Origin of the sequence: Sporolactobacillus nakayamae (genome assembly GCF_900113325.1) — a bacterium.
Lineage (GTDB): Bacteria > Bacillota > Bacilli > Bacillales > Sporolactobacillaceae > Sporolactobacillus > Sporolactobacillus nakayamae.
In genome coordinates this window covers 1-25,874 of record NZ_FOOY01000017.1, presented here as the reverse complement: position 1 = coordinate 25,874, position 25,874 = coordinate 1, and the positions used below count along the sequence as shown (strand labels likewise).

Below are 25,874 nucleotides of genomic sequence, written 5' to 3'. Positions count from 1 at the left end.
GGTGTTTTTCGACCGTCATCATGAAAAATAAAAAGACAGTCTTCTTTAAAAGTTGATGTGTTCATGCATGATGCGGTACGCGAAGAGCAATAGTTCTCACGCGCCTACCTCTTTTGCATAAGATGAAAAAGAGGTTAATGCCTAAGGTGGCAGGAAAGGATGACATGAATGTGCGGAATCACAGGCTGGATTGATTGGCGGCGAGACTTACGCAGCGAGGGAAAGACAATAAAAAAAATGGCACAGACGATGGATCATCGCGGGCCTGATGATTTAAATACATGGCTGTCGGAGAATGCAGCGCTCGGACACGCGCGTCTGGTCGTTGTCGATCCGGAGGGCGGTCGCCAGCCCATGAAAAAAACGGTAAATCATAACGAGTACGTGCTCGTTTATAACGGTGAATTATACAATACAGAAGAAATACGTTCAGATTTATTAAAAGAGGGTTATACGTTTCAAGGTCACTCCGATACCGAAGTGCTGTTGACCGCTTATATTGAGTGGCGGGAGCGCTGTGTGGATCATTTCAATGGCATCTTCGCGTTCGCAATCTGGGATGCCGCGCAGAAAACATTGTTCGGCGCGCGTGACCGAATGGGCGTGAAACCTTTCTTCTACAGTGAATCAGGAGGAAGAATGCTCTTTGGCTCGGAAATAAAGGCGATCTTAGCCCATCCGGATGTCCATCCGGAAATTGATCGAGAAGGGCTGTGTGAAGTGTTCGGACTTGGTCCGTCGCGAACGCCGGGTCACGGTGTCTACATGGGCATACACGATCTGCGGCCGGCCCATGCGTTCACGTATACAAAGAATGGACTGAAAATTTGGCGTTACTGGAACGTGGAAAGTCATGAACACACAGATAATCTGAAGGAGACCATCGCTCATTTGCGATATCTTGTCACCGACGCGGTACAACGGCAGCTGTATGCTGATGTGCCGGTCGCAACATTCCTGTCCGGCGGTTTGGATTCCAGTGGGATATCGGCAATCGCCTCAGAATATTTTAAAGAACAAAAACGACCGCCGCTTCACACATTTTCAATCGATTATGTGGGCAATGACCATTACTTTAAAACAAGCAAATTCCAACCGAATAGTGACGCGCCTTTTATTCAAGAAGTTTCTAAATACCTTGGAACGGTACACCATAATCTCATTATCGATAATGAGCATCTTGTTTCTTATCTGAAAAAAGCGATTGTGGTTCGTGATATGCCGGGGTATGCGGATGTTGACTCCTCGCTTCTTTGGCTGTGCGAAGGGATCAGAAAGGAATTTACGGTCGCACTCTCCGGTGAATGTGCCGATGAAATTTTTGGCGGGTACCCGTGGTTCCACAGCCCAGAGACTTCTGCCAAGGAAGGCTTTCCATGGATGCGCTCAATCGGAGCACGTCAGGAGCTGCTCAATGACAAGTGGGGGAGCAAATTAAATCTGAAAGACTACGAGATGGCGCGGTTCAACGAGACAGTCGCTGAAACACCTAAGCTCGAGGGTGAATCTGTGATTGACGCGAAACGCCGCGAATTGTTCTACCTCAATATGAATTGGTTCATGACCGCATTGCTTGATCGAAAGGATCGCATGAGTATGGGTGCGAGCCTTGAGGTTCGTGTGCCGTTTGCCGATCACCGGATTGTTCAGTACATGTGGAATGTGCCATGGGCGATGAAGATGCTGGATGGTCATGAGAAAGGTGTTTTGCGCGCGGCACTCAAAGGCTATCTGCCTGACGATGTGCTCTACCGCAAGAAGAGTCCGTATCCGAAAACCTATCACCCAAAGTACACACAGGCAGTCTCAAGCTGGCTGCAAAAAGTGATTGACACGCCAAGCTCTCCACTGCTTGAATTAGTGGATAAACAGAAACTGCAAGCGCTGATTGACACGAAAGGCGATTCTTTTAAAGCGCCATGGTTTGGTCAACTGATGTCCGGTCCTCAGCTGATTGCCCATATGGCGCAGATGAATGAATGGCTCGATACCTACAACGTGAATATTATTGATCGCTGAGGTAAACAAAAGGTCCCCGAGTTTAATAGACTCGAGGGCCTTCTTTATACATAAGGACTTAACAGTGAGAAAATATTTTTTCCTAGGTTAAATCATCGTGAAAATGAACTTTTAAAATGGCTTGCAAGTGAAGCGACGTTAATCGTACCAAGTCCGCTACTCTGGTTATAAATTGTTCCTTTTGTGCCGGTGTAATACAGATTGGTATTTTCTGTTCCGGTCGTGTTCAGGGGATGGAACGGCGAACTCTTTTGTTTTGCAAAACGGTAAATTTGGCTGTTCCAAAATCCGATGCGTCCTTTCTGATTGCTGTTCATCAGCGCGGTAAGACCGGCCAATTGAGGCGATACGACACTCGTTCCGCCGAAGGTGCTGAAGCCTGAGTTGCTGCCGGGAGCATTTGGATCGGATAGAAATACTTTATAGCCTGTATAGGGATCTGCGTTCAGCGATACATCCGGCATGTTTCTTCCGCTTGAGCGACCTGAAATGATTTTCGCATCAGCAAGTGGCGTGATCGAACCGAAATCAGAGCTAGGATGCCATTGCTGAGCAGCTGTAAATCGATTCACACCGGAAACACCTTTCTGATAATCAGGAGTCGCGAACAACTGACTGAAGCCGCCGCCTCCACCAACGAAGTAGTAGTTTGACCAGCCTTCCGGGGTGCCAAGTCCGAGCGAGTCAAAGTATGGGTAGAGATAGTTCCAGCCCCACGCGCGCTCTGATGCAACAGTTAGTTGAACACCTGTTTTTGTTGTATAGGACCATGGCAAGGTTGTTCCTCCAGCGGCGGTAATATAAGGGCTGTCGGCCGGGTTGTCAACAGCGAGGTTGTAAGTGCCCATATCTCGGCTTGCGTCATAAGCGCCGGCATCACCTGCTGATGCGAACATCGAAATACCTTGAGCTGCTGCCTGTTCAAATAATTGATTATAAGCCTGCGCATAAGCCGGATCTTCGGTTTGATCTTTAACAGCGGCACTGATTGCCGACTCGCTCAGTCCCCAGCTCACAGAAAGTTGTGCAGCCTTGTTTTCATTAATTGCCGTTGCGAATGCGTTTACGAAGCCCGCGTCTGTGTTCGGACCGATGTAGACGTTAACGTCTGCTTGAGGCGCGAGTGCACCGGATTGTTCAACATCGAGTGATGTCTCTTCATAGCCGTTCCAATCGGATCCGCCGTCAACCAGAATTTTGTGAATACGGTCGGCCTTAACATCAATGCCTTCTTGCTTCCAGAAACTGTAGGCATCTTCTGTGTTAAAATCTGCTAAGGTAACGATGCCAATGGTTTGTCCTTTTCCATTGGCGCCTTGATCATATAATGGCCCGACGTTGTACTGTTTGATGAGATCCTGAGGGTCTAAATTCAATGGACCGCCGCTCGCGTTCGGAGTAAGTTTAAGCGGACGCTTCACGGCGCGAGGTGTGAGTTCCGAATAGTTGGTCAACCCGAGGATTGCCAAAACATGAGAAGCAAGGAAGCGTGGCAGTTTCGGCCCTTTTTTTGCGGCGTGGAAGCTTCTTCCTCTGAACTTCGCCTTCTGAATGGTTACGCTGAATGCCTTATTGAAGTCCCCAGCTGTTCCATTTGCAGAAACAATCAGATTATTATCATAGATCTTCGTACTAATCTTGTAGTGTTTCAGATAGTGAGTCAGAGCTTTGACCGTTGCATTGGGTGCGCCGAATCCTTTTTTAAACTGGTCAACACTAAGATATCTATGGTACAATGCGCTGTTTGGATCTACTGTTCGTTCAATATAGGATTGCAGTTTCTTTTCATTGTTAGTCTTTAAGACAATATCCACAGAAACCGGCGTGTTATCCGGGAGATCTCCGAAATAATCAGCGTTTTCCAATACTGAACGGCCAGTTCCCTGTTTAACTGATGTCAGTTGTTGGTCTGCTTTGCTTGAAGATGAAGCAGCCGCAAATGACGGAAGTGAACTGAAAATGAGCAGTGAAGATAAAACAGCGGCGATTAGAATCTTGTACCATTTTTTCGCCATGAGTAAACCATCCCCAATTTAGTGAATTTTATAAAAACGATGCTCCCTTTTCTCTCTTAAATAAAATCGATTATACCCCAGGTAGATTGATAGATTAAGCATTACAAATCGAATTAATTTGACATAAATCGATATTTTTTGGAAAAAGCAGGAACTAATACCTAGACAAACTAGGTCAAATGTCCCGGCAAATTGATAGAATAATCATTGATTGAAATCGTACACTCAAGGAGAAAATAAAAAACAGTGCATAAGCCCCATGTTTATTTGGTGACGGGGTGTCGAAGCGATTGGGCCGGGGGGATCGTAGAATTCATTGGGACTGTGCAGCCGCTTCTATATGTCGCCTAGAGAACGATAATTCGTGAAAGACCTCTTACTTATTGCGCGAATGGAGCGCTCGCTTAATTGATTGCAACTGTGCGAATGATCATCATCAAGGGGATGGATGTGAAAATAAATATCTTGTTGTGTAATAAATAGTGACAAATAATTTGATTGAATGTCTAGACAACATAATATTTTTGTGTGAAAATGACAGAATAGTAGATTAAATGTCGACGTTATCAAAGTGAGGGGAGAGAAACTTTTTAAAGAGAAGCAGCAATAATACGATTCATTGTATCCATTTTTATTAACAGAGGAGAGATAGATTATGTTGGGATTTCTACAAAGAATTGGCAAGTCACTGATGCTTCCGATTGCAGCACTGCCTGCGGCCGCTCTGCTCTTACGTCTCGGACAGCCGGATCTGTTCAATGTTCCGTTTATCGCAGCTGCTGGAAATGCGGTTTTTTCAAACCTCCCGTTGATATTTGCGATTGGTATTGCTGTAGGCTTCGCAAAGGATAATAACGGAACTGCAGCACTTGCCGGTGCAATGGGGTTCTTCGTACTCAATGCCTGTGCGATCTCTCTGAATAAGACGATCAACCTAGGTGTACTCGGCGGTATTGTTGCCGGAATTATTGCCGGCATGCTCTATAATCGCTACCACAACATTAAACTTCCCGACTGGCTGGCATTCTTCGGCGGCCGACGTTTTGTCCCTATTGTCACCTCTGGAACAATGCTCGTTATTGGATTTGTATTTGGGTATGTTTGGCCGTACGTGCAGCTGGGCATGTCGCACTTGGCGACCTGGTTGTATGACGCAGGAGTATTTGGTTCCGCCATTTATGGTCTCTTGAACCGATTACTTTTACCACTCGGTCTGCATCATGTTATAAATACGCTTGTATGGTTTGAATTCGGTACCTATAAAGGGTTACATGGTGAAATTACTCGATTCCTCGCGGGCGATCCTTCCGCGGGACTGCTGCTCGCAGGTTATTTTCCCATCATGATGTTCGGGCTGCCTGCCGCTTGCTTTGCGATGATTGCCGCGGCAAAAAAAGAGCATCGCAAGGCAGTAAGCGGTATGTTAGCCGGTATCGCGCTAACATCATTTGTCACCGGTGTTACAGAACCTATTGAATTCTCTTTTATGTTCCTAGCGCCTGTTCTCTACTTGATTCATGCCATTCTGACCGCGCTGTCTATGGCAGTCACGTACGCGTTGGGCATTCATGATGGTTTTAGTTTTTCAGCTGGGGCGATTGATTATGTTCTCAATTATCGAATTGCGCAAAAGCCCTTGTTATTGCTTGTCGTCGGTGTTGTTTTCGCGGTGATCTACTTTGGTGTCTTCTATTTCGCCATTAAATGGTTCAACCTCAAGACACCGGGACGCGAGGACGATGATGATCTCGTTGATGGAAGCTCCGATCAGATTTCCGGGATAGACGCAGATGATAAATATGAAGTATTGGCTGCTCATTTAATCAAGGATATAGGCGGCATAAATAACATTGCAACTGTTGATCATTGTACGACTCGGCTCAGATTAACAGTCGCGGATTCAGGAATTGCTGATGACAAAGCAATCAAGCAGCATGGCGCGCATGGCGTCGTCAAAGTCAATAAAACGAACTTGCAGGTGATTATAGGTACGGATGTGGAATTTGTGGCAGATGCGATGAGAAAACTGATCCAATCATCTGTCGATCTTACTGAGGCAAAATTGGATGATTCAGCACCCGAACCAAGTTTAGCTACTGTATCTGTTGGCGCCGAATTAGTATGCGCACCAATAAAGGGAAAGCTGCTTCCACTTACAGATGTGCCGGACAAGGTTTTTTCTGAGCAGATGATGGGTGACGGTTTTGCCATTGATCCGGATGAAGGTGTTGTCGTCTCACCGGTTGACGGGAAAGTCAGCGGCGTGTTTCCTACGAAGCACGCAGTCGGATTGACAGGTATCGATGGCATGGAAGTCCTGATTCACATCGGTTTGGATACTGTCAAATTAAATGGAGAGGGATTTACCAACTTTGTGAACGAAGGAGATACGGTTGTGAAAGGCCAGAAACTGATCTCCTTTGATATTCCTGTGATTAAGGATAAAGTTCCTTCGCTAATCAGTCCGGTGATTTTCACGAACCTCGATCCTTCCAAACATGTCGTTTTAAAGAAGAGTGGTAAAGTCGATCTGAATGAAGTGGATATTATTAGTTTTGGTTAAATGATTATTGAGTAAAATAAAGGAGCCCGCACAATCGACTGTGCGGGCTCTCTTTTTTTGCAAGTAAAGAAACATTCATGACCCGCTTGAGGGGCACGGTACACCGCTTGAATGAAAATATAAAATGCCCTATTTACGTATAAAAGTTTATCGTTTTGCCTTGCCGGTACGACGATAAGGTCATAAGATTCGGTTGGGCGATCAGGTAAGCGCCCCATCTGAGAAATAGACGGAGAAATTCCGCTTATTTTGAAAATGAACGAAAAAATAGCTTAAATAGACGGAGAAATTCCGCTTATCGCATCGAAAAACGGGAAAATGGAGGTTATTTCTGTGCATAAGCGGAATAATTACCCTTATTTACCTGTGAAACAAGCATCATGATGCAAATAGCCGGAAAATCTCCGCTTATTTTACTCGTTACTTAATTAAGGACCAAAATGAGCTATGAAATTGAAGTGTCTGCTCAAGACAAGGTTGATGATTCAAAACCGCATTTGGAGCAAAGGAACTTTCACTAAGTACGCATACCTCCTGTATGCAACGCGAAAGCCACCGCCTCCTGCGGAAGTAAGGACCGGGCGCTTTTTGCCCGATTTTTCTTGTTCTAACAATAGGATTTCCGAAAATGTGAAGACAGCAGAATACTGCAAGTAGCAAGATGTGAATACACTCAAAATAGAGCGAACCATTTGCAAATCAGTGTAAACGATTTCTTGAAAGGTGTTATCATTACTTGTACTAGAATGTGTGAAAGAGAGGAATGTAAATGGCAACCTTATCTGATGTCGCTAAAAAGGCTGTTGTCTCTAAGATGACGGTGTCTCGGGTGATCAATCATCCCGAACAGGTTTCCGATGAGTTGCGCAAATTAGTGTACAACGCAATGAAGGAACTTAAATATGTGCCCAATTATGCGGCGCGAGCACTTGTTCAGAATCGTACACAGGTTGTTAAGCTGTTGATTTTGGAAGAAATGGATACGACAGAGCCCTATTACATGAACTTGCTCGCAGGCATTGCCATTGAATTGGATCAGCATCATTACTCACTTCAACTTGTTACGCGAAATTCTCACACCATCGGCAAATGTGACGGCGTGATCGTCACCGGCATGCGAAGGGAAGACTTTGCACATATCATTGCGCAACTTGACCAGCCGGTCGTTTTATTTGGTCAAAATGAACAGGGTTATGATTATATCGATGTTGATAATAGAAAAGGAATGCAAATGGCAACCGAGCATGTGCTGAGCTTGGGTTGTAAACATATTTTATTTTACGGAATTGATATAAATGAGCCTTTTATGGCATCAAGATTGGAGGGGTTTAAGCGGTCAATGGAGCACGTTCATCTCAAGCCGCAAATTTGTCTGATGAAAAACAGTTCACATGTTGCTCAATTCGAAGCTGAGAAAATATTGCGATCGACAGAGAGGCGAACGGTATTCGTATGTGCCTCAGACAGGTTAGGTATAGGCGTTGTTCGCGCGGCACAATGTTTGGGTTTGAATGTTCCCGGTGATGTTGCTGTGACGGGTTTTGACGGTGTGTTTCTTGATCGAATATCGCATCCGCAATTAACAACGATCAGGCAACCAATCGTCGAGATGGGTAAAGCGCTGGTTTCACTGCTGCTCGAAAAAATTAATCAGAACGGCAAGAAAGTAGGACATCGCATATTTGAACCTGAACTGATTGTCCGCGGCTCGACGATACAATCTGTTCAGACGCTTCCAAAGGAGAGCAAGTTATTGGGAATGAACTAATACTGTTTGAAAAAGTTAAAGGTTATTTCCACAATGAGTAAATGCCGGATGCCAAGTCCGGCATTTACTATTCTGTTATCGGTAACAATTGATTAATGATTGTCATCAAAGTATGCGCATGATAATTTTAGAAAGTGAGGAGGGGAGGCAGCAAAATGAAACAGCCTTGGTGGAATCATGCCATCGTTTATCAAATCTATCCAAAAAGCTTTAAAGATATGGATCATGATGGAGTGGGAGATATAAAAGGAATCATCACCAAATTAGACTACATACAGTCACTTGGTGTCACTATCCTTTGGCTCAATCCGATTTTCAAGTCACCTCAGGTGGATCATGGCTATGACATCAGTGACTACTATCAGATCGATGAACAGTTTGGCACGATGGAAGATATGGACGTATTGATTTCCGAGTCGAGTAAAAGAGGACTCAAGATCATTCTTGATCTTGTCGTGAATCACACCTCTGATCAACATCCATGGTTCCGTGAATCCATGAAAAGCAAAACAAATCCATATAGAGATTACTATATTTGGCGGGATGGAAAAAACGGCAAAGAGCCGACAAATTGGGCGTCTTTTTTCGAAGGAAGTGCATGGACCTATGAGCAGGCAACCGAACAATACTTTTTTCATTTGTTTGATAAGAAGATGCCAGATTTAAACTGGGAAAATCCTAAAGTTAGAAAAGAGGTTTATCAAATTGCTGCGTTTTGGTTGAAAAAAGGTATTGCCGGTTTCCGGCTTGATGCGATTATTCATTTGGCAAAGGATCAGCACTTTCAAAATATTGAAAGCGCCATCACGGGCGAGACCTATGTACTTGCTGAAGCATGCTACGCACATGTCCCCCGTGTTCATGAGTTTATTCACGGTTTTTATGAGGCTGTTCATAAAGTTGAGCCGGATGTCTTTTTGATTGGTGAGGCGGCTTCTGCAAATAGTAAACTGGCTAAGCAGTATACGGATCCTGACAGGAATGAACTTGATTGTATTATTAGCTTTGAACAGTTGGAAACGGAGATTTTACATGAGGATAAACGACTGCCTAGGAATTGGCAAATCGGCTATCTCAATCTGTCGAAACTAAAAAAAACAATGAAACAATGGCAAAAAGACTTGAGTGGTCATGGGTGGAGTGCTTTATTCTGGAATAATCATGATATGCCGCGTCTTCTTTCTCGTTTTGGAGACGCAAAATATCCAAGAGAGAGTGCAACCATGCTCGCCACAATGCTGTATCTGCATCGCGGTATTCCGATAATCTATCAAGGAGAGGAAATCGGCATGACCAACTTGCGCCTCCCTGAAATCGCTGATTATGAAGACTCGGGCTTGAAAGAGTTTGTTGTCAAAGCAGAAGGACTTGGCTACTCAAAGGACGAAATACTGACTAGTGTCCGTGCGTGTTCACGACAAACCTCCAGAGGAGCCATGCAATGGAACGGAAATCCGTTCGCCGGCTTCTCAGAGGTCGAACCATGGCTCGGTGTTAATGATGATTACCCGAAGATCAATGTCGAGAAACAGGAACGAGATCCTGTTTCAATTTTAAATTATTACAGAAAACTACTGAAAATCCGATCTAAATGGGACATCTTCGTTGCAGGTGATTGGCAGCTGATCGATGAAGATAATCAGAATTTATATGTTTATAAAAGGCATTACGGAAGGAAATCTGCACTGGTGATATGCAATTTCACAAGTCAGCCCCAACCCTACTTCTATCCGGAATTGTCCTCATGGACGTGCATTTTAAGTAATAATGAAGGACGAGAACGATTAGATAATGAAATTATTCTATCTGCATATGAATGCCTTGTAGTGACGGAAGAAAGCTGAATCAGAAGGAGAGAATACTATGGAGAAATCAGCAATTTACCACCAGTCGTGCAGTTCTTATGCGTACGCTTACGATAATGAAACACTGCATTTAAAAATCCGCACAAAAGCAGATGATGTGCGGTCTGTTTCAATCATTTGGGGTGACCCATTTGAAAACAATCAGACAGAGGAAGATGTCTATCAGTGGGTCAGCAGGAAGGATGAACTGTGCAAGTTGGCACAAACAAAGCTGCATGATTATTGGTTTATTCGTATAAAACCGCCTTTCCACCGAACTCAATATGGTTTTATTCTTACTGGAAATGATGGTTTTAAAATTTTTTATGGTGATCGTGGTATTTTACCGATTAAGAATGAGACACTTACGACTCCAGACAACTTTTTTAAATTTCCATTTATTCATGAGATCGACCGTTTTAAAGCACCGGAGTGGGTGAAATCGACAGTCTGGTATCAAATTTTTCCTGAGCGCTTTGCAAGCGGTGATCCCTCCATTTCACCGAATAATGCCTTGCCGTGGGGAAGTAAGGATCCGGCCAGAGATGATTTTTTTGGCGGCGATCTTCAGGGAATTATCGACCATCTAGATTACCTTCATGATTTGGGCATTGGCGGTATCTATCTGAATCCGATTTTTTCGGCACCGACCAATCACAAATATGATACTTTAGATTATTTTGCGATTGATCCTCATTTTGGGACTAAGGAAACGTTCAAAAAATTGGTTCATGAAGCACATAAAAGAGGTATTCGCATCATGCTTGATGCTGTATTTAATCATATCGGCAGCACGTCAAAGCAGTGGCTTGACGTTGTTCAAAATGGGGAGAAATCGCGCTACAAAGACTGGTTTCATATTCATTCATTTCCAGTAAAAGAAGGTGAGAATGGTAATTTTGAAGGGAAGACTACATTGTCCTTTGACACGTTCGCTTTTACACCGAAAATGCCGAAATTAAATACGGCAAATCCTGAGGTAAAACAGTATCTTTTGGATATTTCTACGTATTGGATCAAAGAGTTTGATATTGATGGCTGGCGGCTCGATGTTGCTAATGAAGTGGATCACGCGTTCTGGAAGTCCTTCCACAAGGCTGTTACAGCAGTAAAAAGAGACGTCTACATCGTTGGAGAAATTTGGCATGATGCTTGGAACTGGCTGCTAGGCGATGAATTTCACTCTGTTATGAATTATCCGTTAACCCAATCCATTCTAAATTTCTTTGTTGAAGACAAAATCACAGCAACTGAAGCGACCAGTACCATAAACGAGCATTTTATGAAGTATCCGCAAATGGTAAATGAAGCAGCGTTTAATCTTCTTGATAGCCATGATACGGCGCGCATTTTGACAAAAACCGGAGGCGACAAGCAAAAGGTGAAACAAGCACTCGCCTTTCTGTTTGCACAAACAGGTTCACCATGTATTTATTATGGAACGGAGATTGGACTTGATGGAGGCAACGATCCCCTATGCCGCAAGTGTATGATTTGGGATGAAGAGAAGCAGGATCGCGACATGCTTGAATTCACTAAGAAGTTAATAAAGCTGCGCAAAGATTATCAGTCTATTCTCTCAAACGGTACGCTCAGATGGATACAGAACAATAATCTTCCAAAAAATGTCTTGTGTTTTAGTAGGGTATTAGGCAATCAATCATTAATTTTTATCTTCAATCATGGAGAAAAGGTAAACTGTATCCCGTTAGAGGGCACTACCTCATATGTTGATGTTTGGAATGGGGGAGAAGCGGTAACTAAAAAAATAACCGTTCAGGCTCAGCAGTTTACTGTTCTGAAAACAGATGGTTGATTAATAAATATCCTGTTATCGGTAACAAATACTTTTGTATTGTTCACTGGTAAAGGAGGTGGTATTATTCAAGTGTGAAAGCGGTTGCAATACAAGGAGGCCAAAACCAATAGAAACACATCCGCTTAATTTGCCCTGGTTTTTAAATGAAATAAATTAAATCTTATGAAGAAAAGAGTGGGGAAAATGAAGAGAAAATGGATCATGCTTGCATTAAGCCTTTTGTTAGTAATCGCCTTATCAGCATGTTCATCAAGCGGTTCAGGAACGAGCAATAAAAAGGTTACCCTCGATATTTTTCAGTTTAAGGTGGAATTTAAAAAGCAATTTGGCGAACTGGCAAAGCTATATGAAAAAGATCATCCTAACGTAAAAGTTAATATTACGACAGTCGGTGGCGGTAGTGACTACGGCGCGGCACTTAAATCAAAATTTGCTTCAGGAAATGAACCAACAATTTATAATATCGGTGGTCCATCGGATGTGAAGGATTGGAAAGCGAAACTTAGCGATCTATCTGGAACGAAAGCAGCTAAGCTTGCTCTTCCAGGGACATTGAAGGGTGTTCAACAAGGAAGTAAGGTTTATGGATTACCTTTTAATGAAGAGGGTTATGGACTTCTTTATAACAAGCAAGTATTTAAGAAGGCAGGAATTGATCCAAACTCAATTAAATCTATGGATGATCTAAAAAAGGTTTCCCGTGAACTTGATCAAAATAAATCTAAATTGGGAATAAAAGCCGTATATGCTTTTCCCGCAAAGGAAACTTGGGTTACCGGTCTTCATGCATCAAACGTATTCCTGTCGCCGGAATTTGATCAGGATGTTACAAAAGCCTTTGAATCAAAAACGGTTTCTTTCAAATACGGCAAACAATTTAAGCAATACCTTGATATTCAACAGAACTATTCCATTCAACCAACAGCTAGCCTCGACTATTCAGCTCAGGTTGAACAATATTTCTCAAACGGCAAAGTTGCTATGATTCAACAAGGTGTCTGGGTAGCTTCAACAATCGCAGGTATCAGCAAAGATTTTGAAAAGAACAATGTGGGTATTATTCCGATCCCGGTTGACGGATTTAAGACAGACAGTATCCCTGTTGGTGTTCCGATGTATTGGGCTGTTAACTCGAACAAAAGCCCCGCAGAAATTAAGGCGGCTAAAGATTTCCTTAACTACATGTATACATCGGATACGGGCAAGAAAATGGTACTTGAAAAATTCCAATTCATTCCTGCTTACAGTGGTTATGATTCTTCAAAGATCAAAGATTCTCTGGCACGGCAAATTTATGAATACGCTCAAAATAAGAAAACAATCGGTTGGGTATTCATGGGTTATCCTACGGGTTGGGGACAGAATACACTAGGCGCTGATATTCAGAAATATACAAGCGGAAAAATGTCGTGGAATGCTTTGGTTAAAGATGCTCAAAATGGTTGGAAGAGTGCTCGTAATCAGTAATAAATAAAATAGTTTTTTTCTTGATGAGGCGAAGTGATTGTTAACTTCGCTTTATTCATAAGTTTGATTGGAGTGGGACATATGAAGGACAAACGTACATGGTTTTGGCTATTCTTAGCACCTGTGCTCATCTCTTTATTTTTTGTTGTTGTCTTACCTTTGCTATTTGGTATTTATTATTCCTTCACTGACTGGAATGGTATCTTCTTAACAAAATTTGTGGGTTTTAAGAATTATAGTGCTGTATTCCAAAATACAAGCTTTCTTAATGCGTTATGGTTTACGGTTAAATTTGCGATTGTCTCAATCATCATGGAAAATATCATTGGCTTAGGTTTGGCGTTGCTTGTGACCCAAAAATTTAAAGGTAACAACTTTCTTAGAACAATCTTCTTTATGCCCAACTTAATCGGCGGTCTGATCTTAGGGTTCATTTGGCAATTTATTTTCGTTAAAGCCTTTGCGGCAATCGGCGGTCTGATTGGCATAAAAGCAATGGAGTCCTGGCTTGCGACACCTAATACTGGATTTTGGGGTTTGGTTATCCTGATGAGCTGGCAATATGCAGGCTATATCATGGTTATTTACATCGCTTATCTTGAAAATGTTGATCGCGAACTCATTGAAGCAGCGGAAATTGATGGAGCTAATGCTTGGCAGCGTTTCTACCAAATTACTGTTCCAATGATTGCACCGGCGTTTACCGTCAATCTGTTTTTGACCTTGTCCAATTCATTTAAACTCTACGATCAGAACTTGTCGTTAACAGCTGGTGGTCCTTATAACTCAACACAGATGCTTGCAATGGATATTTACAATACAGCATTTAGCCAAAATAATATGGCGCTTGGCCAATCCAAAGCCGTTATCTTTTTTCTTATTGTAGCTATCATTTCACTGACGCAAGTTTACTATAGTAAGAAAAAAGAGGTGGACGTGGGATGAAGAGCAAACATTTCTCGAATCGAATGATTATGGTCGTATCATTTATGTTGGGACTTTTATGGTTAATGCCCTTTTATCTAATGGTTGTTAATTCTTTAAAAACGAAAAAAGACATTTTCACTAATACACTGGGATTACCAAATCCATTCACGGGTTCAAACTATCCTGACGCTATGCAGCAGCTCGATTTTATTAAATCATTAGTTAATTCTTTGTTAATTACACTTGTCAGTGTTGTGGTGATTATTATTTTCTCATCGATGGCAGCTTACGCGCTTGCACGAACAAAAAGAAGAATTAGCGGCATTATTTTCTTAGTGTTTGCAGCAGCGATGCTGATCCCGTTTCAATCTGTAATGATCCCGCTTGTGTCGATCTTTGGTAAAGTGCATATGCTCAATCGTATTGGTATAGTGTTTATGTATCTTGGATTTGGTTCGAGTCTTTCAATCTTTCTCTACCATGGTTCATTGAAATCGATCCCTGTTGCAATGGATGAAGCTGCACGTATGGATGGCTGCAACCGTTGGCAAACATTTTGGTACATTATTTTTCCAATGTTGAAACCAATTACAGTAACGGTTGCTATTTTGAATTCAATTTGGATCTGGAACGACTACCTGCTCCCATCACTCGTTATCAATGCGCCCAATACACAAACGATTCCGTTGAAGATGTTCTTCTTCTTTGGTGAATATACGAAACAATGGAATCTTGCTCTAGCAGGTCTAGCAATCTCGATCATTCCGATCATCATTTTTTACTTTTTTATGCAGAAGCAAATTATGAAAGGTATGACGCAAGGTTCTGTCAAATAGGTGATAAAAATGAATCGTATATTTAAGGTGAGCAAATGGAAGCTAACGACCCATCAACTTCATAAGAATACTATTCGCTTGCAAGAAAGTATGACTTCTATTGGCAATGGCTATATGGGCATGAGAGGCAATTTTGAGGAAACCTATTCAGGCGATCATCATCAAGGGACCTATATTGCCGGGGTATGGTACCCGGATAAGACGCGAGTCGGCTGGTGGAAAAACGGATATCCAGAGTATTTCGGTAAAGTAATCAATTCAATTAATCTTATTGGGATCAAGCTGTTCATAGATGGTGAAGAAGTGGACCTTTATCAGGATAAAATTGAGAACTTTTACCTTGAGCTCAATATGCATGAGGGCGTAGTGAAACATTCATATCTTGTTTCAAAAAATGAGAAGCAGGTGAAAATTGACACCGAGCGATTCGTAAGCACTGCTCACAAAGAAATTTGTGCCATTCGATTCAAGGTCACTGCATTATCGGATTCTGTTACCGTCAACTTGGTTCCGTACCTTGATGCGGATGTGCGTAATGAAGATTCGAATTATGATGAAATGTTCTGGCTAGAAACGGAGCGAAGGTCACAGGAAGACCATTCAGGCTTAACAATCAGAACCATTGATAACTCATTTGGCGTTCCTATTTTCTCGGTATGCGCGTTAATGGGGATACAATCAGATCAACCATCGGATAAAATGATCTTCCAAAAAAACTTATATGTCTCTCATGAACACACATATCATTTAAAAAAGGGCCAGTCAGCGACTCTTGATAAAATTGTTGCTGTGACAACGAGTAGAGATTATGATCAATCAATTCTTATGAATAAAGCAAATGATTTGTTGGATGAAGCATTGTCACGCGGCTATAGTGAACTTAAGCGTGACCATTGCTTGGTTTGGGAAGAACGGTGGAAGAAAGCAGATGTCGAGATTGTAGGAGACGACGAGGCGCAACAGGGGATTCGATTTAATCTGTTCCAGCTTTTTTCGACCTATTATGGTGACGATGCCCGTCTGAATATTGGACCTAAGGGATTCACCGGTGAAAAATATGGTGGGGCAACATACTGGGATACAGAAGCATACGCTGTTCCTTTCTATCTTGCATTAGCGGATTCTCATGTGACGAAGCAGCTTCTGCTTTATAGATATAAGCAGCTGGACGGTGCTTTTCATAATGCGAAGCAGCAGGGACTGAAAGGCGCACTGTATCCGATGGTCACGTTTACCGGAGTAGAGTGCCATAATGAGTGGGAGATAACCTTTGAGGAAATTCACCGTAATGGCGCCATTGCCTATGCCATTTACAATTATGTCAATTATACCGGTGATCAATCCTACATTGAGCAAGCAGGGATCGATGTGCTTGTCGGTATCAGCCGTTTCTGGGCGGATCGTGTACACTTTTCTGAACATGCTCAAAAATATATGATTCATGGGGTAACAGGACCGAACGAATATGAAAATAATGTCAACAACAATTGGTACACCAATACGATGGCGGCATGGACATTAAAGTATACAATCGATGCACTTGACTTAATCAGCAAAGAAAAATACATGACATTTGCTCTGTCCGATCAGGAAATCGAACACTGGAAGGATATTGTTGAGCGGATGTACTATCCGTATGATAAAGAGCTTGGAGTATTTATCCAACATGATACATTTCTCGATAAAGACATTAAAGCGGTATCAGCTATCCCTGATAGCGATCGCCCAATCAATCAGCATTGGTCTTGGGATCGAATTCTTCGTTCCTGTTACATCAAACAAGCAGATGTTCTTCAAGGCCTGTACTTTCTGAATGATCACTTTACTGTAGATGAAAAAAAAAGGAACTTTGATTTCTACGAACCACTGACGGTTCATGAGTCAAGTTTGTCGGCATGTGTCCATGCGATTCTAGCAGCCGAGCTCAACAAGAAAGAGAAGGCACTTGAACTCTATCGAAGGACGGCTCGACTAGATCTAGATAATTATAACAATGACACAGAAGACGGTCTGCATATCACATCGATGACTGGAAGCTGGCTTGCTATTGTTCAAGGATTTGCCGGGATGAGAACGTTCAATGAATCGCTTTCCTTTGCACCTTTCTTGCCGGACGGTTGGACAGCGTACACTTTCAGAATCAATTATCGTGGACGTTTGATCGAAGTTTGCGTCAAAAGGAAACAGGTTGTTTTAAAGTTGGTGTCAGGAGATTCATTACAACTCAACGTGTATGGGCAATCCATTAATCTTAGCCGTCAATATTCCATTGATAGTCCTGATGACGAGGAGTGTGGGGATGATGCAAGCGGTAGTCTTTGATTTAGACGGTGTGCTCACGGATACAGCTGACTATCATTTTAAAGCGTGGAAAAACCTCGCTGCTTCAATCGGTATTCAAATTGACCATACATTTAATGAGCAGCTTAAAGGAATCAGCAGAATGGATTCGCTTGAACGTATTCTGGAATACGGAGGACGTTCCAATGACTTTACATTGATTGAGCGTGAACAACTGGCAGAACAAAAGAATGAAGAATACCGCTTGCTGATTGCGTCGATCACTCCGAGGGAGCTGCTTCCGGGTATTGCCTCTTTTTTACGTGAATTGAAGGATGAAGGATTAAAGATTGGGCTTGCTTCAGCGAGCAAAAATGGGTCGTCCATTTTGGAACGTTTGCATATCGCCGACAATTTCGATACGATTGTGGATCCGGCAAAGCTTAGTAAAGGAAAGCCTGATCCGGAAATTTTTCGAACAGCTGCAGATCAACTTAATCTACTGCCTTCTGAATGTGCCGGTATTGAGGACGCAGTGGCAGGTATTCAATCGATAAATGGAGCCGGGATATTCTCCGTTGGTGTAGGCGTACCGCCGGAAGCAAAGGCTGACTGGAATGTGAATGCAACTGCAGAGCTGACTCTTGGTGAACTCATGGCCCATTTCAAAGCGAAAAAATGAAAGTCAAGAACTTCGGCGATCAGGCAACGTTCATTTACAATTTTTGTGCTCCGTTTGATTCACAGATTGAAAGGCGCTCAGCCTGAATGTTAAGTGAATCGGAGCACTTTTTTGTTCTATAATGTGAGTAGTTGTATTCTGAGCTGATGTACAGTGAAGTATCGGGATGTTCGGAAGATGACTTATAGGCGTTCTGTAAAGGGGGGACGTTTTTGAATGTTAAGCAGCTGATCCAAAATTATCCTGGAACGAAAATTGATAAAGTGCCATTCAAGCCGGAAGAGGAGTCTTTGTACTTTTACGAGGAGCCTTACTATCTTGCCATTCCCAAGAAGTCCATCAGTGACCAAGAGTGCTTTCTGTTTAAGGCACTATTAAATCGGGAGCTGCCACCGGAGTATTCAAAACATGCCGAACTCTGGTATCGTGTGTTGATTCGTGATCAGCAGATACAAAGAGAAGAGCGGGACAATAGAGTGAGTATTATTCAATTTCAGTTAGCAGCTACTTTATCACCCGAGGACTTATTCGAATGGCGCCGAGCATTGGAGGCCTTTTTTGATTCTTCTGCCGCGTTCATTTATCTATCTTCTCGAAAAGGACTTGTTGTAGTTGAGGATGATTTCCCGGTGACGGAAGATGAATTGACTTCGATCGCTAATACATTGGAAAATGATTTTTCAGTGAAAGGCTATTTTCAAATTGGTCTGCGCCATCCACTATCACCAATAATCCGCAAAGTTTTTCTTGAAGAACACCGACTTTTTGAGCAGACGGTCACTCAAACGTCGAAGGCAGTAACCTGTGTTGAAGCTAATTTCTTTTTGCTGCTTAAACCTTTGACTAAAGAATCGAAAATACTGGATGAAACACGGACACTGATCGCCAAAGATCAATCGTGGATTTCGATCATCCGATCCATATGGGAACACCAGGGAAACATAAGTCTTGCCGCGAAAAAATTGTATATGCATCGAAATACGCTGCAGTATCGTATTGATAAATTCTATGAGTCTACGGGTATTTCATTAAAAAGAATGGATGGCCTGACAATTGCTTATTTGGCTTCATTGTAAAAAACACCTCCTTAATCGTCTACCTGAGACAATTGAGGAGGTGTTCATCTATTTAATTTAACGTAAGCGATTGTTCGGTATCAGGATCAAAGAAGTGTGTTTTGTTTGTATTAAACGCAAGTTTGATTGTTTCTTGCGGATGGTATTGCGTTCGAGCGTCGACTCGAGCGATGAACTGGTGGCTGCCGACTTGAGAGTGAAGCATGAATTCAGCCCCGGTTAATTCTGCAATAATGATTTTTGCTGATACAACACTGTTTGGACTGGATTCAATGACTACGGGCTCATCATGAATGTCTTCAGGTCGAATCCCCAAGATGATTGGTTTGTCGATAAATCCTTTACCACGCAAAACCTTCAGTTTGCCTTCAGGAACTTCTAAATCAATGTCGTCACCTTTGAAGTGGTTACCTTCCAGTCTGCCGTGGAAGAAGTTCATCGGAGGAGATCCAATAAACCCACCTACGAACAGATTTTGCGGATGGTCATAGACATCTTTAGGTGTGCCTACTTGTTGAATGATTCCATCCTTCATAATAACGATCCTGCTCGCCATTGTCATCGCTTCAGTCTGATCATGAGTGACATAGATCATGGTAGCCTGCAGCTTCTGATGAAGTTTTCCAATTTCAGAACGCATCTGTACGCGCAGTTTTGCATCAAGGTTGGAGAGTGGTTCGTCCATCAGGAACACCTTAGCATCGCGGACAATCGCCCTGCCGAGTGCGACGCGTTGCCGCTGTCCGCCTGAGAGCGCTTTCGGTTTTCTGTCCAGATAATCTTTTATGCCTAGAATTTCAGCGGCATGCTCTACACGACTTTTAATTTCTTTCTTTGGAAATTTGCGTAACTTTAATCCGAATGCCATGTTATCGAAAACGGTCATGTGCGGATACAGCGCGTAGTTTTGGAAAACCATGGCAATGTCGCGGTCTTTTGGAGCGACATCATTCATTTTTTTCCCATTGATGAATAAGTCGCCTTTTGATATTTCTTCGAGTCCGGCGATCATGCGCAATGTCGTCGACTTGCCGCAACCGGAAGGACCGACAAAAACGATAAATTCTTTATCTGCAATTTCCAGGTTGAAATCAGTAACGGCCGTGACGTTCTTGTCATAGATCTTGTAAATATGCTGTAAAGATAGTTCTGCCATATAGTTTCCTCTCCTCTATCTATTGACTACCATCATTATAATGAAAACGATTACACAACTGTATGGCAAACTGCAAAACGTTCTCATACTATTTTTGTGCAGAGTGCTTAATTCAGTGTATGGACAGCCGCCTGATCAAGAATAGATTCGATTTGAGGAAGAAGTTGCTCCCATAAGACATGGGACATTTTGCAGACGGTGATAAAATCATGACAGCCAAAGAGACTTTCGACACCGTCGATCTCAATCAATGCCTTCAATAATGGAGTAGCAGGTACTATGTCTTTAGTAATTTCAATTCGATCATGGAATAGAGGTTTTTCAGCGGTGAATTTCATCGCGTTCGGATTTGGCGTGGAAGTAATGGTAATATGCATGCTTAATTTCCCTTCTTAAAAGCGCAAAGTAGTTTTCTTCATTATATAACATGATGATCTGAATTGGCTTGTCAAGACTACTAAGCCTACCAGGGCCCATTGCGTGAAAGATGAAAAACACTAAGTAATCGGGTATACTAAACGTAATCCGTAAGGGGAAGGAGGGATTCGCTTTGGCTGAGAATAGTTCTTCTGAAGAATTGAAAGATCGCATACTTGAGGCGTTGGAAGACGTTATCGACCCTGAACTGGGTGTGGATATTGTCAATCTTGGCCTCGTTTATGGTGTCGATATAGATGAAGAGAATAATGTAATCATTGAAATGACACTGACGTTTATGGGATGTCCGCTTTCTGCATCACTCTCCTATGATGTGAAACGTACGCTCGGCGAAATTGAAGAAGTCAATCAAGTAGAAGTGAATTTTGTTTGGGATCCACCGTGGACGAAAGAGCGTATGTCACGGTACGCTCGAATTGCACTCGGAATTTCTGAATAAATCACCGATTACTTAAGGATTCAGAATGGGCGAACCCCACTCTGGATTCTTTTTGTTTTTCACTTAAACAAGTGCTGAATGTGATGAACACGCGTTTCTTGTCATAGCCTTTTATATAAGAGTCTGTTCAAAAAGGAGGATAAAAAGGGCCGAGGTCAGGCAAATCGCCACGTCCTGTGGCATGCCTGACACTAGCTCGTCCTGAGCGTCGAAGATCAAGGAAGTGCAGTTTCGAGCACCGGAACGTACTTTCACAGGACGTGATGACTTCAACGTTGTGCACAGGACGTGCACGGTATTAGTTGAAGTTCCCCTGTTAATACGTGAGGAGCGAAGAAACAAGCTGACACAGAACTTCCGCAGGATGCGGTGACTTCTGCGTTGTGTACAGGACGTACACGTTTCTAGCAGAAGATCCTCATTACCTTTTCCCGGACTTTTTGAACACCCTCTATAAGTGAATTTCGGTTTTATGCAAACAATGGGAGGTATGACGATGGAAGCGGCTTTGGTCTTTGGCGGCCTTTCGTCTACGGGTTTTCCTCTATCCAAGGGGCTGTTGGGAGAAGGGGTTCGGGTCATTTCCATTAGCTCCGCAGTCACGGCAGAGGAGAAAGCGTGTGAGGAAGAAAACGAACTTTTTTTGGGGCGCAACGCTCTTTTTCAGCATGCGCGAACTAAGGAATGGAGTGAAGAGGCACATTTGATTTTAGCTGACACCATCAGAATAAATTCGGATGAGTTAAAGGCGTTGAAGTTCAAAATAAGCTCGCGGTTGAATCATACGCATCAATCGCAAAAGATCCTGTTTCTTTCGTCACTCGAGGTTTGCGGCTCTTTTTCAAATGAACCAGATGAAAAACGCGAGGAACACCCAGATTCTGCTCTCGGGAAAGCGGCGAACGAGATGGAATTGTTCTTCGTTCATCGACTGCGCGAGATGAAGAAGAAGGCAGCCGTTATTTTTCGTACGGATCTGAGCTTATTATCTAACCAAAAAGGCAGCGAAATCATAGCAGCACTGGTTTCCGGATTAATCGATATGGATCATAAAGGCCTTGATATTGTGCATTTTAAGAATGGTGAATCCAATGCCCCAATCAATGATGAGCTGAGGCATTTACTGCCTGACCAGTATAAAAAGTTTCTCTAGAATGGCTGGTTACTAAATCGTTGCTTTTCAAATAAATCAAGAAAGAACTGCTGAATGGGCAATGCCCCTCACTCGCGCAGTTCTTTCTTTAATGGTACAGTGCATTATGGCTTTTTAAAGAAATTAAGTAACGGAGACAGTTGTTTTATTGCCGGAGCTGTTTGGTTAATAACATTCACCAGTTGGCTCGCGCCGTTCATCATTTTGCCGACATCAATATGGCCGTCTTGACCGAGAAACGGTTTTAAAAAACCAGGCTGTGCGGGTTGGGATGGTTGCAGGGGCTGAACAGGTGCCGTTTGCATACCGCTTGCTTGCCAGCCGTTGTTCTGATAGAATTCTTGTGGCGGTCGATACGCTTGCGGCTGTTGAACAGGCGGGATTTGTGAGCCGAACATCAGATACGTAAAGGGGTCAAAGTGACTGTCCCTTGGGTTTGGCCCTGGTTGAATCATGAGTCTCCCTCCTTTGATGAATTCATAGGTTGCTTTACTGTATCTTATGCCCTCTAGTGATTGAATGTGTGTTTCATTCGCCCGATAGCGGGGTCGTTCGACAGGTTTTAGAACCCGTTCGATTGGAACCCTTGTTGGACAAATGATTTTTAGTGTATTATATTGTTACCAAGTCATTATATATACTGTTAAGATTTGAGAGGGGATTTGCGGATGTCCGCAGGAATATTGGGAATGGGCAAGTTTATTCCCGAACATGTGGTGACAAACACCGATTTAGAGAAAGTAATGGATACTTCAGACGAATGGATTCGTACAAGAACGGGCATTGAGGAACGGAGAATTGCCGATGACGACACGGATACATCGGATATGGCATTTGCAGCCGCTGAGCAGGCTATTCAGAATGCCGGATTGACACCAGCCGATATTGATTTAATTCTCGTCGCTACGGTAACGCCGGATCATCCTTTCCCGTCTGTGGCATGCTTGTTGCAAGATCGTTTAGGAGCGAGAACGATACCGGCAATGGATATAAGCGCTGCATGCTCCGGATTTATGTACGGAATGGTGACAGCCAAGCAGTTTATTGACACCGATACGTTCCGCCATGTCCTTGTTGTTGGTGTTGAGAAGCTTTCAAAAATCACAGATTGGGAAGATCGCGGTACTGCTGTTCTCTTTGGTGACGCAGCAGCCGCTGCGGTTCTCGGTCATGTTTCGGATGGTAAGGGAATCCTGTCTTTTGAGTTAGGCGCAGACGGAAGCGGCAGCAAATATTTATACCAGGACGACAAGTTCATTAAAATGAATGGGCGGGAAGTCTTTAAATTCGCTGTACGTCAGATGGGTGAATCGGCCGTTCACGTTGTCGAGAAAGCCGGTCTAAAAAAAGAGGATATTGATTATCTTATTCCACATCAGGCGAATATAAGAATCATGGAAGCCTCAAGGGAAAGACTCGAGATTCCTGAAGAAAAAATGATAAAAACGATTCAGAAATATGGCAACACCTCTGCTTCCTCAATTCCGCTCGCACTGTTGGATGCTGTTGAGAGTGGACAGATCACTGATGGAGACTTGATCGTTATGGTCGGCTTCGGTGGTGGACTGACCTGGGGTGCGCTTACGCTTAGATGGGGTAAATAATTCATTAATTATTGGTTCGCAATACTGTTTTTATACCTATATTTTAAGTATCGGATCCTATAAAAAGGAGAGAATTGAATGAAAAGAAGAGTCGTTGTGACCGGGTTAGGAGCCGTGACACCACTTGGCAATGATGTTGCGACAACATGGGCGAACGCGATTGCCGGAAAGTCAGGCATTGGCGTTGTTACACGCGTGAACCCTGATGATTTCCGTGCTAAGGTTGCTGGAGAAGTAAAGGATTTTAATCCTGAAGAATATGTTGATCGAAAAGAAGCGCTTCGTATGGATCGTTTCTCACAATTCGCTGTTGCTGCTGCGAAAATGGCGGTTGAAGACGCCAACTATACGATAGATGAAACAAATGCGGAACGTACCGGTGTTTGGATTGGTTCAGGTATCGGCGGTATGGAAACTTACGAAAAAGAATTGCGTGTTGCTATAACTAGAGGATTTCGCCGGGTGAGCCCGTTTTTTGTTCCGATGATGATTCCGGATATGGCATCTGGGCAAGTTTCAATTTTGCTTGGAACAAAGGGTATTAATTCATGTACGGTAACGGCTTGTGCAACCGGAACGGATTCAATCGGCAGCGCTTATAAAGCGGTTCAACGTGGCGATAACGACGTGATTCTCTGCGGAGGAAGTGAGGCTCCGCTGACAAATATGTCTTTTGCGGGCTTCTCGTCGGCACGCGCGCTCTCAACAAATCCCGATCCGAAAACGGCATGCCGTCCGTTCGACAAAAATCGGGACGGGTTTATCATGGGTGAAGGCGCCGGGGTACTGCTTATTGAATCACTTGAATCAGCACTGAAACGCGGCGCTCATATTTATGCTGAAATTGCCGGATATGGCGCTACGAGCGATGCATTTCACGTCACTCGTCCGGATCCGGAAGGAAAAGGCGCTATCCGTTCCATGAAGATGGCAATAGATGACGCAGAATTGACACCTGATCAGGTCGACTATGTCAACGCCCATGGCACGAGTACTGAAGCGAACGATTCCACAGAAACACAAGCTTTAAAAGCTGTGTTCGGGCAAGGCGCATATGACCTAGCGATCAGTTCAACAAAGTCAATGACCGGCCATTTGCTTGGTGCTTCCGGTGGTGTCGAAGCGATTCTTTCCATCAAAGCAATGGAAGAGGGAATTGTTCCACCGACTATTAATTATGAAACACCAGATGAAGCTTGTGATCTGAATTATGTGCCGAATAAGGCAGTGAAGAAGGAAGTCAACGTGGCGATCAGCAATTCCTTTGGTTTTGGCGGTCACAACGCGACGCTCCTTTTCAAAAAGTATGAAGCTTAATGAGTGTAAATGAAACGTTCATGAGAACGAAGCGTCATTTTCCCACAGGAAAATGGCGCTTTTTCTTCGCAAGTAAAGAAAGCTTATGATTTTGGGGGTGTCACAGTGACTATGGCTGTGATACCTTTTATTTACAACTCAACTTTCGCAGAGTAAAAATCCGAAATAGCCCTTGATATAACGTGCTTTGTAGCCTATTCATTACACTCCTTGACAAAATAGAAAGACACCTCAATTTTTGGTATAGTGATTTTGACGAAATACACTACCAAAAAGAAGAGGTGCCCTCTATATGATAGCGAAAAAAGGTCAAAATAATCAACTGCCATCAGAAATAAAAGTGAATTTTAATGAGTTGAGGATTCTAAAACATTTACGTCAGGCAGGAATTCAAAAAGCCTTCGGCTTTTCCAGTGGTTATCTTTTCCAGCTTATTTTTCGCCTGATCTTTACCCAAAGAAATTGGTATCG

Annotated in this window: 19 protein-coding genes and 1 pseudogene; 16 read left to right on the top strand and 4 right to left on the bottom strand. The window is 43.0% G+C overall.

All coding sequences use genetic code 11. The annotated features are described in order from the left end of the window. The first annotated feature begins 168 nt into the window (after nucleotides 1-168). On the top strand, nucleotides 169-2,019 hold the full coding sequence (gene asnB / locus BM003_RS11745; RefSeq protein ID WP_093673308.1) for an asparagine synthase (glutamine-hydrolyzing): 1,851 nt from the start codon (nucleotides 169-171) through the stop codon (nucleotides 2,017-2,019). Nucleotides 2,020-2,111: 92 nt separating this feature from the next. On the opposite strand, the gene BM003_RS11740 is transcribed toward asnB, so the two are convergent. After that, nucleotides 2,112-4,034 carry a S53 family peptidase gene (locus BM003_RS11740; protein WP_093673306.1) on the bottom strand — a complete coding sequence of 641 codons (1,923 nt, stop codon included), beginning with the start codon at nucleotides 4,032-4,034 and terminating at the stop codon, nucleotides 2,112-2,114. 655 nt (nucleotides 4,035-4,689) lie between these two features. Here BM003_RS11740 and nagE point away from each other — a divergent pair. The 10 genes from nagE to BM003_RS11690 all read left to right on the top strand — a co-directional run bounded on the left by nagE (nucleotide 4,690) and on the right by BM003_RS11690 (nucleotide 19,296). After that, nucleotides 4,690-6,597 (top strand): N-acetylglucosamine-specific PTS transporter subunit IIBC, encoded by a 1,908-nt coding sequence (nagE, locus tag BM003_RS11735; RefSeq protein ID WP_093673304.1) that lies wholly within the window; start codon nucleotides 4,690-4,692, stop codon nucleotides 6,595-6,597. A gap of 769 nt (nucleotides 6,598-7,366) precedes the next feature. Then, nucleotides 7,367-8,365 carry a LacI family DNA-binding transcriptional regulator gene (locus BM003_RS11730; RefSeq protein ID WP_093673302.1) on the top strand — a complete coding sequence of 333 codons (999 nt, stop codon included), beginning with the start codon at nucleotides 7,367-7,369 and terminating at the stop codon, nucleotides 8,363-8,365. Nucleotides 8,366-8,520: 155 nt separating this feature from the next. Then, entirely contained in the window at nucleotides 8,521-10,209 is a 1,689-nt protein-coding gene (locus BM003_RS11725; RefSeq protein WP_093673300.1) for a glycoside hydrolase family 13 protein, read from the top strand. A gap of 19 nt (nucleotides 10,210-10,228) precedes the next feature. After that, nucleotides 10,229-12,025, top strand: a complete 1,797-nt coding sequence (locus tag BM003_RS11720; RefSeq protein WP_093673298.1) for an alpha amylase N-terminal ig-like domain-containing protein — start codon at nucleotides 10,229-10,231, stop codon at nucleotides 12,023-12,025. A gap of 186 nt (nucleotides 12,026-12,211) precedes the next feature. Continuing rightward, nucleotides 12,212-13,495, top strand: a complete 1,284-nt coding sequence (locus tag BM003_RS11715; RefSeq protein ID WP_093673297.1) for an ABC transporter substrate-binding protein — start codon at nucleotides 12,212-12,214, stop codon at nucleotides 13,493-13,495. 81 nt (nucleotides 13,496-13,576) lie between these two features. After that, nucleotides 13,577-14,440: a carbohydrate ABC transporter permease gene (locus BM003_RS11710; protein ID WP_093673295.1), complete on the top strand. Its 864-nt coding sequence runs from the start codon at nucleotides 13,577-13,579 to the stop codon at nucleotides 14,438-14,440. Continuing rightward, entirely contained in the window at nucleotides 14,437-15,258 is an 822-nt protein-coding gene (locus tag BM003_RS11705) for a carbohydrate ABC transporter permease (protein WP_093673293.1), read from the top strand. Before BM003_RS11710 ends, BM003_RS11705 begins: the two co-directional genes overlap by 4 nt. 3 nt (nucleotides 15,259-15,261) lie before the next feature. Continuing rightward, nucleotides 15,262-17,580: a glycoside hydrolase family 65 protein gene (locus BM003_RS11700; RefSeq protein ID WP_093673394.1), complete on the top strand. Its 2,319-nt coding sequence runs from the start codon at nucleotides 15,262-15,264 to the stop codon at nucleotides 17,578-17,580. Continuing rightward, nucleotides 17,561-18,220: a beta-phosphoglucomutase gene (gene pgmB / locus BM003_RS11695; RefSeq protein ID WP_093673291.1), complete on the top strand. Its 660-nt coding sequence runs from the start codon at nucleotides 17,561-17,563 to the stop codon at nucleotides 18,218-18,220. Before BM003_RS11700 ends, pgmB begins: the two co-directional genes overlap by 20 nt. Before the next feature lie 212 nt (nucleotides 18,221-18,432). Continuing rightward, complete coding sequence (locus BM003_RS11690) at nucleotides 18,433-19,296, top strand: helix-turn-helix domain-containing protein (protein WP_093673289.1); 864 nt, start codon at nucleotides 18,433-18,435, stop codon at nucleotides 19,294-19,296. Nucleotides 19,297-19,348: 52 nt separating this feature from the next. On the opposite strand, the gene BM003_RS11685 is transcribed toward BM003_RS11690, so the two are convergent. Beyond that, nucleotides 19,349-20,452: an ABC transporter ATP-binding protein gene (locus BM003_RS11685; RefSeq protein WP_093673287.1), complete on the bottom strand. Its 1,104-nt coding sequence runs from the start codon at nucleotides 20,450-20,452 to the stop codon at nucleotides 19,349-19,351. A gap of 107 nt (nucleotides 20,453-20,559) precedes the next feature. After that, nucleotides 20,560-20,829: a NifU N-terminal domain-containing protein gene (locus tag BM003_RS11680; protein ID WP_093673285.1), complete on the bottom strand. Its 270-nt coding sequence runs from the start codon at nucleotides 20,827-20,829 to the stop codon at nucleotides 20,560-20,562. A gap of 173 nt (nucleotides 20,830-21,002) precedes the next feature. Between BM003_RS11680 and BM003_RS11675 the strand changes: the two genes are divergently transcribed. After that, the gene (locus BM003_RS11675) at nucleotides 21,003-21,329 is read left to right on the top strand and encodes a metal-sulfur cluster assembly factor (protein ID WP_093673283.1); all 327 of its coding nucleotides are present in this window, start codon (nucleotides 21,003-21,005) and stop codon (nucleotides 21,327-21,329) included. 496 nt (nucleotides 21,330-21,825) lie between these two features. After that, a complete protein-coding gene (locus BM003_RS11670; RefSeq protein WP_093673281.1) occupies nucleotides 21,826-22,482 on the top strand; it encodes a hypothetical protein in 657 nt (218 codons plus the stop codon). Nucleotides 22,483-22,586: 104 nt separating this feature from the next. Here the strand turns inward: BM003_RS11670 and BM003_RS11665 are convergent, their stop codons facing one another. Then, nucleotides 22,587-22,937: a YppG family protein gene (locus BM003_RS11665; RefSeq protein ID WP_093673279.1), complete on the bottom strand. Its 351-nt coding sequence runs from the start codon at nucleotides 22,935-22,937 to the stop codon at nucleotides 22,587-22,589. Between the two features lie 213 nt (nucleotides 22,938-23,150). Between BM003_RS11665 and BM003_RS11660 the strand changes: the two genes are divergently transcribed. The 3 genes and pseudogenes from BM003_RS11660 to BM003_RS18240 all read left to right on the top strand — a co-directional run. Further along, a complete protein-coding gene (locus BM003_RS11660) occupies nucleotides 23,151-24,086 on the top strand; it encodes a beta-ketoacyl-ACP synthase III (RefSeq protein ID WP_093673277.1) in 936 nt (311 codons plus the stop codon). Between the two features lie 78 nt (nucleotides 24,087-24,164). Then, nucleotides 24,165-25,403: a beta-ketoacyl-ACP synthase II gene (gene fabF, locus BM003_RS11655; RefSeq protein ID WP_093673275.1), complete on the top strand. Its 1,239-nt coding sequence runs from the start codon at nucleotides 24,165-24,167 to the stop codon at nucleotides 25,401-25,403. A gap of 292 nt (nucleotides 25,404-25,695) precedes the next feature. Continuing rightward, nucleotides 25,696-25,874: pseudogene (locus BM003_RS18240) on the top strand (IS4 family transposase); the annotation flags it as partial.